The following is a 12,095-nucleotide window of genomic DNA, read 5'->3' as shown; positions in this document are numbered from 1 at the left end:
CGAGGGGTTGAGAGGGCGGTCGGGGCTGCAAGGCGGGCTGCTCCGTTCTTTTCCCCTCAACCCGCCCGTCTTCTGAAGACGCCGGCAGCTCCGTCTGCGTGGCTGGACAGTTGTTGCTCAATCAGACCGGACAGACGATCGCGGAATACGGCTGAGGAGAATTTCAGCGAATGCGCGCGGATTGCATGCGGATCGATATCGTCCTCGACCTCTTCGAATGCTGCCATCGTTTCCAAAAGGGCTTCCGTCGTCTGCTCGGCAAAGCGAAAGCCGACCTGCGGGGCGGATACGGTTTCCCGGGCGCCGCCCGCATCGAAGGCCAAAACCGGCCGCCCTGATGCCATCGCTTCAACCGGCAGGATGCCGAAATCCTCCGTGCCCGGAAACAACAAGGCCCTGCATCGCGACAGGTGGTCGCGCAGCACGTTGAAAGGCTGATGGCCGAGAAACTGAACGGTCGGTCCGGCGATCGACTTCAGGTAAGGGAGTTGTTCGCCTTCACCGATCACCACCAGTTTCCGGCCGGCCTCGGTGCAGGCGCGCACGGCGATATCCGGCCGCTTGTAGGTGGTCAGCTGTCCCGCATAGAGGTAGAATTCGCCTTTTCCCTTGCCCACGGCAAAATCATCGGTCGCAACCGGCGGATGGATGACGACGGAGTCCCGGTCGTAGAACCGTCGGATGCGGCTTGCGACATATTCGGAGTTGGCGACGAACACATCGACGCGCGAGGACGTCGTCACGTCCCAGGCGCGCAGCATGGGCGCGGTAATCGACATCAGGGCACGTCCCACCCAGGGCAGGCCATGGCGATAGACATGGAACTGATCCCAGATATAGCGCATCGGCGAATGGCAGTAGCAGACATGGAGAGCGTCGGCGCGTGTGATGATGCCTTTGGCGGGGCCGGATTCGCTCGACAGCACTAGGTCGTAATCCTGCAGATCGAACTGCTCGAGCGCAAAGGGCATCAACGGCAGCATCTTGGTGTAGTGACGCTGCGCGCCGGGGATCTTCTGCAGGAAGGACGTGCGGATGTTGCGCGTCTTCAGAAAATCGCTGATGCGATCCCGGTTGCAGACGAGGGTGAAGATATCCGCTTGCGGAAACATCCGGCACAGCTCTTCCAGAACCTTCTCGCCGCCGCGCATCGAAACGAGCCAGTAATGCACGATGGCGACACGAAGTTGCCCGCTCTCTTTTGAGGTTCCCGCCTCGGTGACGCGTCTTTTCGCCATAACAGGCGCATCGGGGAGAAATGCCCTCGCGTCGGGGAGAGAGGTCGCTGCTTTAAGGGTCAACTGAGTACTCCTTGTATCGCCACACCGTCTGCCGGCTCGGAAACCGCGTTCGTCGAAATCAGGCTTTGGTATTCGGCAAGAAGCGCATCGCGCCATTCCTCGTGTGTCGAGGCGAGATCCGGCGACAGCTGCAAGGCCCGCTCGCTCATGGCGCGAACCTCTTGCGCGGACATTTGACTGAATCGCGTCAAAGTCTCGGCAAAGGCGCTTTCATCGGCCGTATCGCAGGCAAGCGCCATGCCGGCTCTTTCCATTTCTTCGGCGAGAAAGGCGCTACGCGACATGATGACCGGCAGACCGCTCCTCGCCGCTTCGATAGCGACGAGACCGAACGGCTCGGGATAACGCGAGGGCATCAACAGCGCACGCGCCTTGCGGATGATCGGGCCGATCTCCGCATGCGACTGCCAGCCGACCGCCCTGACGTGATCTCCCGACGCTGCGACCCGCGACATCAGCGGCCCGTCGCCGATCACGCAGAGCCTGACAACGGCTCGGCGCGTGGCGGCGACGGCGTCCTCAACGCCTTTTTCCTCGTCTAGCCGTCCGATGAACACGAACTCGTCGTTGGCTTCCGCTTCGATGCGATTGATGGAGAGTGGAGCGACGGGATTGCGGATCGTCGTCAGCCGTTCCGGCCGATAGCCGGTGTCGACGAGAAAGCTCGCCATCTTCTCATGCAGCAGGATGATCCGGCCGAATTCGGCCTGCCCCTTCAGGAGCCGGAGGATATTCGAGCCGCGGGCAACCCGCCACAATTTGTGCGAATAACTTCTCTTGTCGCAGGCCGTCGCAATACAGCCTCCGCCAAGCGGGCGTCGCAGGCAGATTTCCTGCGCCTGATAGTCGAAGAAGGCGCCGTTGGGGCAGGCCGTGAAGAAATCATGCGCGTGAACCACGCATCGTCCGGCGACCGGCGCCAGCGCCTTGAAAATCGCGGGAGACAGGATCTGGTGCCAGCCATGCACATGGTAGACGGTGTTGGCGGTATCGTTTTCGGCAATCCAGTTCGCCACCATGCGGACGGCGGCTCCATTGTGAATGCCGGCGACGAATGCCTTCGCACGCTCGGCGCTGAGCAGGTCGCGGCTCTTCAGCCCGACCATCGAGACGCCGAGTGCGACAAGCTCCGCATTGGCCGCGTCATCCCCGCTAATATAGGTAACGGGGATGTCGAGCCCGCGAAAAAGCTTGGCTGACAGTACCGCCAGGCCTGTCGCGCCGCCTCTGGCCACCGAATAGTCGTCGATGACGACCACGCGATCGATCTTTGCCGTGCGGGGGCCGGGAAAGCGGCCAATGCTTGCAGTGGATCGGAGGCCCTCGGAAAGCGACGGGCGCATTACTTCACCAAAACCGCGCCGTTGGCACAGGCCTCAAGCGCCTTGCGGTTGAGAATGCGGATCTTGCCCTGCCCCCCGTCGATGATCTTGCCTTCCCGCAGGCGCCGAAGGCATTGATTGACCTTCTCGCGCGACGCCGGCAACGTCGCGGCCAGGTCATTTTGGGAGATGATCAGTTCGTCCCCGTTGTTTGCTGCGTCTTTTCCATAAACAGCCGAAAGCCGGAGCAGTGTGCTGGCCAGTCTCGACTGCAGGCTCGACGCCGCATTCGAAATGATCCGGAGTTCAAGCTCCGAAATACGCGCCAGCGCCCTGGAAAAGACCTTTTCGCGGAAGGAGGCATCGCTGGCGTACATGTCGCGCAACAGGCGACCTTCGAAGAAATGCAGCTCGCAGTTGGAGCCGGCTCGGTATTCGAGGCTCAGCGTCTGCCTGCGCAGAACCTCGAGCTCGCCGATCAGGCCTGATTTCGGAATGATCTCGACAATGAATTCCCTGCCGTCGGGCAGCATCGTGCTTGCGCTGACCACCCCGGAATGTACGCGCGCGAACATATCGATCAGGACGCCGGCCCCGGCAATGACCTCGCCGCGCCGGAAACGCCGGACGCTCGATCGGCAGGAAAGAAATTCATCGTCAAGCACGATGCGGCTGCCGAGATGAATGCCGCCGCTCGCCGATATCGTCGGCTTGCCGATGCCGGCCCTGCGGTCTGATGCGTGCGTCACCCCGTCCATGCGCATAACTCCAATACTCGAATAACGATAAGAATGCTGCACTGCATCATTTATATTGCCTTAATATCGAAGTCAAATAACATCGCCGAGAGTTTACGTAAATATTGAGATTACAATTAGTTGAAAACACAAAAATACATCATTTGTCTCATTAATAGCCTCGATAAGTTCAAATAAAGCCCATTTTACGGAAATTTTCGCTTATTAAAAAGTCTTGCTGATTAAAAATATCACTAATCCGAATGATGATATCATAAATATAGGTGTATCTACGCGCCTTAACCACGACTGGGTAGTTTATATCCTGATTTAGAATGAAAATAATTTGCCAGACGCCACGATCGGATCTCTCTTCTGCGGTTTCGTAGCATAAAGTATTTATTAAGGATTATGACTTTGGTAACAGACAACAAGAGTGCGGCGCAGCAAACTTTGAACGGTTCTTAATCGGAAAGTTTTGGAGACCCCAATGGCATGGGATGCACATAGTTTCGAGGCATGGTCGCGTGTCGGAAGGCCTGCGAAAGACGGCGGCCTCCATGCGTCCCGACCTCGTGCAGCGGGTAGATCGGTCAAGCGCGCGCTCGACCTTCTGTTGGCGATCACCGCCCTGATCCTGCTTTCCCCGCTTCTGCTGCTCGTCGCAATGATCGTGAAATTCTCCGACCGCGGCCCGGCCTTCTATTCCCATACGCGCATCGGCTTCGGCGGAGCGCCGTTCGGATGCCTCAAGTTTCGCACGATGAAGACCGATGCGAGCGCGCAGCTTGCCGAATTGCTGCAAAACAGCGCGGCTGCGCGCAGCGAATGGGAAGCGACGCGCAAGCTGAAGGATGATCCGAGGATCACCGCCGTCGGCGACATTCTGCGACGGTCGAGCCTCGACGAGCTCCCCCAGTTGTTCAATGTCCTGCGCGGCGAAATGAGCCTGGTCGGCCCGCGGCCGATCACCGCTGAAGAATTGCCGCGCTACGGCGAGCACATCTGGGCCTACATGGCCGTCCGTCCTGGACTGACCGGTCACTGGCAGACCAGCGGGCGCAACGATGTCAGCTATGAACACCGGGTTTCCCTCGACGTGCACTACCTCAATAACTGGTCGCTCGGCCGGGACTTGATCATCATCGCCAAGACCATCCCAGCTCTGTTTTCGCAGCGTGGCTCGTACTGAGCATTAAAGGGGAAAGCTGCCGATCATGTCCGTCGGAAGATACGCTACCCCTTCGTCCTCTCCAGGCTGCCAGTATCTCGTAACTCCGTAATCTCGCCATTTTGGATTTGGACGACATGACCTCAAGCACGATCTTCAGCGGTGTTTCCCCGATATCCCTGCCTGCCGCCGCAGCCGCTGGCGGGAACTCACCGCTGACCCTGCGGGACATGCTGTTTTTTCTCAGAATGCGCTGGCTATGGATCCTGGCCACGACCTTTGCCTTCCTTGTCATCGCCGGCAGCTACCTTCTCACCGCCGCGCCGACTTATGTTGCCAGCACGCAACTTGTGATCTTCCCTCAGGTGAACAGCTCCGAAGCTCAAAGAGCCTTCGCGGAAGACGCATTCATCGAAGGGCAGCTGGAGATTGCCAGATCAAGCGATGTCGTCGACGGAACGGTAAGAGCGCTCGATCTTGATAGCGATCCCGACTTTGTCGATTGGAAACCTTCGCTTCTGGACAAGTCGAAGGACTGGCTTCTGGGAGTTTCTGCTCAAGTGGATACGGGGCAGGAAGCGGCTGGCATCAGAGCGAGTGATACGCCATCCAGACCGCGGACGGAGCAGGAACAGCTGCACGACCTGGCAATTGCCACGCTGCAGAACATGATGGCCTTACGCCGGATTGGGAATTCCACGATCATCGAGATATCAGCCGCAGCGTCGACCCCTCAGAAGGCGGTCGCCATCGCCGATACGCTCGCAAGGCAATATATCCAGAAGAACATCGCAATGAAGGCCGATTCCTCCCGGCAATATAGCGACTGGCTGGAAAAATTCGTGAGGGAGCAGCAGCGCGGGCTCGCCGATGCCTCCAGCGCCCTGAACACATTCAACAGCAACCCGCGCGACCAGTTCAAGCTTGCGGAGCTGCAGAGCGCGACCGATGCCCGCCGCACGCTTTATGAAAGCACGCTGACCCAGCTTACCGAGGCCAAGCAGCGCATAACCTACCCCGTATCCGACGCCACGATCGTCTCGCGCGCCACGCTGCCTCTTTCGAAGGCGAGGCCGCGCAGCACGCTCATCCTCGCCTTTGCCGGGGCGGTCGGCCTCGGCGTCGGCCTGGCACTCGCCATGGTAAGGCACGCCGGCGACCGCCGGATCGTCCGTCCTCAGCAGATCGCGGATGTCGGCGGAGTGTCCATCGTTACCTTGCTGGCAAGATCGAAGCAGAACCGCAGTGGGCATCCAGCCGGCGTCCTCGCCGCCGACGCGGGCAGCATCGATACGGCCGCCTATCCCGTTATTCCCGGCATGGCGGAATTGAGCGCAACCGTCGTCGGCCTTCGGCGCAAACGCCGCGTCGTCATCGGAATCGTCGCCGTCGATCCCGGCAGCGGGACATCGACCATTGCATGCGAACTGGCAGTGCTATCGTCGATGTCAGGGGCGCACACACTGCTCATCGATGCGGCAGCGCAGAATTCCTCGCTCAGCAAATCGATCGCGCCTGATAGTTCCACAGGTCTCGTCAATGTGCTCGACAATGGCGAACTCATCCGGACGGCGGCGTTGCCCCTCACCCCGACCCTGAAATTCCTTCCGCTCGGCAAGGTGGAAGCCGTGACGCCGGCCGTTCGGCTAAGCTCCCGACGTACGCAGTTGAGCTTCGCCGACCTGAAAAAGGAATTCGACGCCGTATTTGTGGATATTTCCGCCTTCTCGACTTCCCCCGATGCCAATGCGATCGCGCCGGAGCTGGATGGCGTCCTCGTCGTCACCTCGCATGGGCGCACCTCGATCGACGATACCCTGCGCGTCATCGAGACCATGCGCAATGTCGGCGCTGAGATCCTCGGCGCGGTCATCAACCATGCACCGAAGAGAATAGAGTTCATGATCTCACCTTCGGCAGGAACAGCAAAACAGGGCCGTCCATTGCGAATTGCCTTGGGGATCGCCTCGGCGGGTCGCCCTTCGATATTGCGGGAGACGATCGATTATCTCACCGGCTTGCCGGATCAGGCGGAACGGCTCATCGTCTGCGTGCCCGTGATCGAGGACGCGGCCGGGCTTGCCGACCGCCGCGATTTGGACGTCATCGTCGGCAGCCGCGGCCTGACCGCCCAGCGCAACAGGATCATCCAGGCCGCTGCGGCTGATACAGACGTTCTGATCTTCCTCGATGACGACTTCATTCCCGCCGCGACTTTCCTGTCGCGCATGGCGGCCGTCTTTGCGGCAAAGCCGGAGGTGGCAATCGCCACCGGCGAGGTGCTGGCCGACGGCGTCCTCGACGGGGGCCTCAGCATGGCGAAGGCCTTGGAGGTTCTCCATACAGCAGGCGAAGGCGCCGAGCATGTGGCGGATGTCTACAACGCCTATGGATGCAACATGGCGGTTCGCCTTGCGCCCGTTGTCGAGCACGCCCTGACCTTCGACGAGCAGTTGCCGCTTTACGGCTGGCTCGAAGATGTCGATTTCAGCAGATCCATCGCCCGCCACGGCCGGTCCGTCTATGTCGAAGGCGCCCGCGGCGTGCATCTCGGCGTCAGATCCGGACGCCAGCCCGGCCGAAGGCTTGGCTATTCGCAAGTCGCCAATCCTGTCTACCTGATCCGCAAGGGCACGATGTCGAAAGGCCGTGCAATCGCGCAGATCGGCCGCAACATCCTGGCCAATATGTCAGGCATCCTATTGAAGGATCGGCTGATCGACCGGTGGGGACGTTTGAACGGCAATTTACTAGCGCTATCCGACCTTCTTGTCGGTCGCGCCTCTCCGTCCCGCATTCTCGAATTCGGCACTCCGTCGCCGCGCGAAATGCGTTCACCGTCGATCGCAACGAAGCGGAGATAGACCAATGCAGCCGAGATCCTTGTTCGATCGCCTCGTTTCCACGGCACTCACCCTGCTGGCATTCGCCTGCCTGACCGGCTGGAGCGTCGCCCACGCGCAGACATTCACTCTCGTGCCGGAAGACAAGGTCAGACTGCGTGTCGTCGAATGGCGGTCGTCGGATTCCCGCTATGCCAGCTGGGAGGCCCTCGATGGCGTCTATACCATCGACGATGCCGGCAATCTGTCGATCCCGATCGCTGGCCACCTGCAGGCGAATGGAAAGACGACCGAGCAGCTTGCCGATGCCATTGCCAGCGCGCTGGCCGAAAAATCCGCACTTCCGGGCAAGCCGTATATCGCCCTGGAGATTGCCGAGCATGCACCGATTTTCGTGACCGGAACCGTGCAGACCCCCGGCCGCTATCCGTTTGAACCCAACATGACGGTGATGAAGGCCGTCAGCATCGCCGGCGGCTTCCTCAGAGAACGCGAGGACAACACCTATTTCGAGCGCGACCGGATCCAGGCTGCCGGCGCCTACCGGACGGCCGTTATCAACCGGCGCGATCTCCTGATGCGACAGGCGCGGTTGCGCGCCGAGATCGCCGGCCAACAGAGTTTCGAGATCCCCGACGAACTGGTGGGAACGCCCGACGTCGACAAGTTGAAGGCACAGGAATTGAACCTGATGCGGTTGCGGCGCGTCGATATCGACAGCCGGATCGAAGCGGCGAATGACCTGACCCGCCTCTATGGCCAACAGGTCGAATCGCTCACGGCCAAGATCAGTTCGCAAAAACGGCAGATCGACCTCGCCCAGAAGGAACTGGACAATGTCAACAGCCTGGTGAGCAAAGGCCTCGTCAGCAATTCCCGCCAGGTCTCTGTCGACCGCTGGGTGGCGGATGCGCAGGGCACCTTGATCGATCTCGAAGTCGCCCTGACCACGGCTCGCCAAGGCCTCAGCGAAGCCGACCGTTCCAAGATCAACATCGTCAACAGGCAGAACAGCGAAAACCAGGACCTACTGAACCAGGTCAATCTCGCGATCGGCAGGGCGGCGATCGATATCCAGGTAGCCCAGCTCCTCGGCGAACAGGCCGGCTACGACGCTCAGCTCGCCCAGATCAACACGGACGCGCCGGGGCTCGGCCGGGCAAAAAAGAACTACAGGATCGTGCGTCGCAACGATGACGGAACCTCCCGCGACATCGTGGCGGACGAGCAAACCGCATTGCTACCGCATGACCTCGTCGAGGTCGGTCTGGACACGGCCCCTCAAGCGCCATCCTCATCGCCGCAGACAGCACCGCAGAAGCAGAGCTCGACGGTCCCGTCATCCGATGTGGCCCGAGACAATCGCTCCGCTCCCGGCTGGATATCCCGGACCGGATCGAATTAGGAGGCGATTGTGATCATCGACGACAGCCGGCGGGCTTTCGCCTCGCACATCCTGCCGAAAGCTGGATGCCACTTTTCGGCAAATGCCAGGCCTCGGCCGCTCATTCTTCTGCTTGGGATCTGAAGCATGTCGATAGAGCCGATCGGTTTCGTGGTTCTGCTGCTTGGCGTGCTCAGCATGCTGAACGGCGCGCGTTTTGCCGTCACCGCCCTTTGCCTTTCGACGCTGCTCGGTGCCGCAGCGGCTCTGCAGTTGCCGGCGCTCGGCGGCAGCAGCATCCAGCCGAGCCATCTTCTGGTGCTCTTTCTGGTCATGACGGTCTTGCTGCGCCCGGTTCAGATGCAAGCGACGCTCGCCAGCATCGCCTATCCCGGCCCCGGCTTCTGGTTTGCCTGCTACATCCTGTTCTCCGTGGTGTCGTCCTTCTTCCTGCCCCGTATTTTTGCCGGCGCGACCCTCGTTTACTCCTCCGCCAGAGACCCCTCGGGGATGATGTCGACGGTAGCGGCTCCACTGGCTCCGGGTTCATCCAATATCAGCCAGTCCGTCTATCTTCTCGGCGACCTCGCCTGCTTCGCCGTCGTCGCCGGACTTGCCCGGTTGGGATATGGCCGGTTCATCGCGCGGCAGCTGATCGTCGCATCGATAGCATGTTTTGCCTTCGCGCTGATCGACCTCGCAACGTTCCAGATCGGCCAGGCCCAGTTGCTCGATATCATCAGAAATGCGAATTATACGATGCACACGGCCGAGACCATCCACGGTTTCAAGCGCATCGTCGGCCCCTTTCCCGAAGCAAGTGCTTATGGCGCCGTTGCATTGGCCTATTTCGCCTTCACACTCATGCTATGGCTGGAGCGCGTCCAAAGCCGCATGGCGGGGTTGGCAACTCTTCTGATCGGACCGACCATCGTGCTCTGCACCTCGACAACCGCCTATGTCGCGGGCGTCTTTCTTGTCTGCATGTTCGTGTTGTTCTGCCTGAAACGACTGATCGGCGGTTCCGCCACGACCCCGCACGTGACTTTCCTTGCGATCACGCTTTTTTTCATACCCTGCGCCATCACCGCGCTCAGCCTTGTCCCCGATGCGTGGAATTCCATCGCCGGTCTCCTGACCACCACCGTATCGGACAAACTGCAATCGCAGTCCGGCGAAGAGCGCACCGCCTGGAACACCCTGGCATTGATTGCATTCGTCGATACCGCCACTTTCGGCGCCGGATTGGGCACGGTTCGAGCTTCCAGCTTCATCGCCGCGTTGCTGTCCAATGTCGGATTGACCGGCACCGCCCTGTTCGCCGTCTTCGTGTACAGCTTGGTGAGGGCAGCCGGCCGGCACAAATCCGGCGACCGGGAAACCCACGCGATCGGAACCTCCGCTGTGATGGCATCCATCGCACAGATCGGCTCCGCAGCGATATCGGGAAGCGGCACGGATCTCGGCTTGCTGTTCAGCACTTCGGCGGGGCTGGCCGCGGGCTGCCTTGCCGGAGCTTATGTGCCGCGGCATCGGGCGGCCTCATCGCCGGCGAACCGACGTCCCCTGGAGGCATCGGCATCTCCTTTGAGAGCGCCGATGTTTTCAACACCATGACGCCCGCTCGGGACTTTCGCGATGGCGCCGAATGGCGGCTTGGCGCAGCCGGACTCGGGCGAACACAGGTTCGCGGCTGCTCGGCCGCGCCACATCCTCCAGGGATTACCGGTGAAATCAGGCTGCCGGTCGCAAACGATCCCAGACCGCGATCCGGGGAAGGATATGCTGCAGCATCCGTCTCAATTTCAGCTCTGCTGACGCTCGCTGGCGGCAGAGACCCTGTTTGCGGAATTGCTCTGCCGCAGTCTGGCATTCCGTCGCAGGGCACCCGACAGGAAGACGCCCGTGAGATAGCCGATCTCCATCAGCACGAGGATCGCGATACCGGATCCGATCGCCGCTACCGTGGAGGACCCATCCACGAAGGCCACGCCGCCGAAGCCGATTGCCACAAGCAATGCGAAGATCGCGAAAGCCCAGGCGCGGATGCAAGCACCGGCAGCTATCGAAATCACGGCGGCGATGAACGCGGTGATCAGCATCCAAATACCTCTTCTCGCTGCAGCCCAACAAGCGCTCCGACCCCCATCGTCGTGCCAGGCAAGAAGATATCGAAACGCAGCGTCATCGCAGGCAGGGCATTCTTCATGGTGAATATCTCAACAATGAAACACACGAAAATCGCCGGCAGCCATACGCCGATCAGCCAACGACCGAGACTGCATCTCGGCAATATATACCGGACCGGGCTTTCATACGACAGGCCCTTTGGCTCAATCAACAACTGTTCCCTCGACTTGGAAGGCGACAGCGATTCATTCCTGTTGCGGACAATCGGAAAGGTGAAGACATGAACAATCAGTGCGTCGTCTACGTCACGGATGTCGAATATTCATTTCCGACTATTCTCTCGGCGCTGCAGGCTCGCAAATTCACAAGCCCCGCGACCGATGTCTGTGTCCTCATGTCGGAACATCTCGATAATTTCGACGAACTGAAAGCCCTGCTGGCAACGAGCGGGGTCGACTTGATCGATGCGACCGAAGCGCTGCAGGATTCGCTCGGCAAGCTCGATGGATCGCATTTCCAGGGACGTATCAGCGTCAGCACCATGGCCAAGCTGGTGCTTTGCGAGATCCTGCCTGCCAACTATACCCAGATCATCTACCTCGATGGGGACACACAGATCGTCAGCGATCTCGGCGGGCTCGAAAATGCGGTTGTGCCCGAGGGCAGGTTTTTCGCGGCGCGCGATTACACGGCGATCCACGACTTTCTCGACACCGGAAAGAACAGCCACTATTTCAACGCGGGTGTCCTGAAATTCCACCGTAACGGCTGGATCGGACAGGAGGCGCTTGAGCTTTTTGCTAGAAATCCCGAGGCCTGCGAGGGCAAACATGACCAGGGCGCATTAAATTATGTCTGCGGTTCATCGCTCATCCTCGTATCGAACCGCTGGAACTTTCCCAAACAGTTCCTTCACCTGGTCAACATGTCCGCCCTGTCGATCGTCCATTATATGGCGCATCCAAAGCCCTGGCATGGCACCTTCTTTCCCTGGACCGATCGGGAAAGCCAAGTCTATGTCGACCTGCGCAAAGCACATCCGATTTATGACTCGCTGTATCGCGGCATAAGCATCGATCGTAAGGCCCTGTATAAGTACCGGTCGATGCGGGCGCGCATCAAACACGCAATCGAGGCGAACGGCCCCAATCCGCGGGTCCAGAGCCTGCTGGTTGGCGATTACGCCGTGTGAGCATTGTGGTCCGCC

At 60.0% G+C, this 12,095-nt stretch carries 10 protein-coding genes and 1 pseudogene; 6 read left to right on the top strand and 5 right to left on the bottom strand.

All coding sequences use genetic code 11. The annotated features are described in order from the left end of the window. Window positions 1–56 precede the first annotated feature (56 nt). From MF410_RS01225 to MF410_RS01215, 3 genes are read right to left on the bottom strand one after another with little or no spacing between them, the layout of a single operon-like run. Complete coding sequence (locus MF410_RS01225) at window positions 57–1,301, bottom strand: glycosyltransferase family 4 protein (RefSeq protein ID WP_097629171.1); 1,245 nt, start codon at window positions 1,299–1,301, stop codon at window positions 57–59. Beyond that, window positions 1,298–2,644, bottom strand: a complete 1,347-nt coding sequence (locus MF410_RS01220) for a glycosyltransferase family 4 protein (RefSeq protein ID WP_097629172.1) — start codon at window positions 2,642–2,644, stop codon at window positions 1,298–1,300. Before MF410_RS01220 ends, MF410_RS01225 begins: the two co-directional genes overlap by 4 nt. Next, the gene (locus MF410_RS01215; RefSeq protein WP_097629173.1) at window positions 2,644–3,381 is read right to left on the bottom strand and encodes a Crp/Fnr family transcriptional regulator; all 738 of its coding nucleotides are present in this window, start codon (window positions 3,379–3,381) and stop codon (window positions 2,644–2,646) included. The genes MF410_RS01220 and MF410_RS01215 overlap by 1 nt, the downstream gene beginning before the upstream one ends. Window positions 3,382–3,850: 469 nt before the next feature. Here MF410_RS01215 and MF410_RS01210 point away from each other — a divergent pair, with 469 nt between their 5' ends. From MF410_RS01210 to MF410_RS01190, 5 genes and pseudogenes are all read left to right on the top strand, one after another. Then, window positions 3,851–4,552 (top strand): sugar transferase, encoded by a 702-nt coding sequence (locus tag MF410_RS01210; RefSeq protein ID WP_097629174.1) that lies wholly within the window; start codon window positions 3,851–3,853, stop codon window positions 4,550–4,552. Between the two features lie 116 nt (window positions 4,553–4,668). Beyond that, a pseudogene (locus tag MF410_RS01205) lies at window positions 4,669–6,429 on the top strand (Wzz/FepE/Etk N-terminal domain-containing protein); the annotation flags it as partial. Window positions 6,430–6,432: 3 nt separating this feature from the next. Beyond that, window positions 6,433–7,395 (top strand): glycosyltransferase, encoded by a 963-nt coding sequence (locus MF410_RS01200; protein WP_097629176.1) that lies wholly within the window; start codon window positions 6,433–6,435, stop codon window positions 7,393–7,395. Window positions 7,396–7,399: 4 nt separating this feature from the next. After that, a complete protein-coding gene (locus MF410_RS01195; protein WP_097629177.1) occupies window positions 7,400–8,779 on the top strand; it encodes a polysaccharide biosynthesis/export family protein in 1,380 nt (459 codons plus the stop codon). Window positions 8,780–8,905: 126 nt separating this feature from the next. After that, entirely contained in the window at window positions 8,906–10,375 is a 1,470-nt protein-coding gene (locus MF410_RS01190; RefSeq protein ID WP_097629178.1) for a hypothetical protein, read from the top strand. Window positions 10,376–10,563: 188 nt separating this feature from the next. On the opposite strand, the gene MF410_RS01185 is transcribed toward MF410_RS01190, so the two are convergent. After that, window positions 10,564–10,860, bottom strand: a complete 297-nt coding sequence (locus MF410_RS01185) for a hypothetical protein (RefSeq protein WP_097629179.1) — start codon at window positions 10,858–10,860, stop codon at window positions 10,564–10,566. Continuing rightward, a complete protein-coding gene (locus MF410_RS01180) occupies window positions 10,854–11,099 on the bottom strand; it encodes a hypothetical protein (protein ID WP_165503929.1) in 246 nt (81 codons plus the stop codon). Before MF410_RS01180 ends, MF410_RS01185 begins: the two co-directional genes overlap by 7 nt. 69 nt (window positions 11,100–11,168) lie before the next feature. Here MF410_RS01180 and MF410_RS01175 point away from each other — a divergent pair, with 69 nt between their 5' ends. Then, window positions 11,169–12,080 (top strand): glycosyltransferase, encoded by a 912-nt coding sequence (locus tag MF410_RS01175; RefSeq protein ID WP_097629181.1) that lies wholly within the window; start codon window positions 11,169–11,171, stop codon window positions 12,078–12,080. Window positions 12,081–12,095 lie beyond the last annotated feature (15 nt).

It is taken from the genome of Rhizobium sp. C104, from assembly GCF_022354505.1.
GTDB classification, from domain to species: domain Bacteria; phylum Pseudomonadota; class Alphaproteobacteria; order Rhizobiales; family Rhizobiaceae; genus Rhizobium; species Rhizobium redzepovicii.
The sequence above is the reverse complement of the archived record's forward strand: the minus strand, read 5'-3'. Positions and strand labels throughout refer to the sequence as shown.

What these genes read in the sequence shown, in the direction of transcription:
- MF410_RS01220 (WP_097629172.1), bottom strand. Translation starts at nt 2,644, where the DNA reads ATGCGCCCGTCGCTTTCCGAGGGCCTCCGATCCACTGCAAGCATTGGC.
- MF410_RS01215 (WP_097629173.1), bottom strand. Translation starts at nt 3,381, where the DNA reads ATGGACGGGGTGACGCACGCATCAGACCGCAGGGCCGGCATCGGCAAG.
- MF410_RS01210 (WP_097629174.1), top strand. Translation starts at nt 3,851, where the DNA reads ATGGCATGGGATGCACATAGTTTCGAGGCATGGTCGCGTGTCGGAAGG.
- MF410_RS01200 (WP_097629176.1), top strand. Translation starts at nt 6,433, where the DNA reads ATGATCTCACCTTCGGCAGGAACAGCAAAACAGGGCCGTCCATTGCGA.
- MF410_RS01195 (WP_097629177.1), top strand. Translation starts at nt 7,400, where the DNA reads ATGCAGCCGAGATCCTTGTTCGATCGCCTCGTTTCCACGGCACTCACC.
- MF410_RS01190 (WP_097629178.1), top strand. Translation starts at nt 8,906, where the DNA reads ATGTCGATAGAGCCGATCGGTTTCGTGGTTCTGCTGCTTGGCGTGCTC.
- MF410_RS01185 (WP_097629179.1), bottom strand. Translation starts at nt 10,860, where the DNA reads ATGCTGATCACCGCGTTCATCGCCGCCGTGATTTCGATAGCTGCCGGT.
- MF410_RS01175 (WP_097629181.1), top strand. Translation starts at nt 11,169, where the DNA reads ATGAACAATCAGTGCGTCGTCTACGTCACGGATGTCGAATATTCATTT.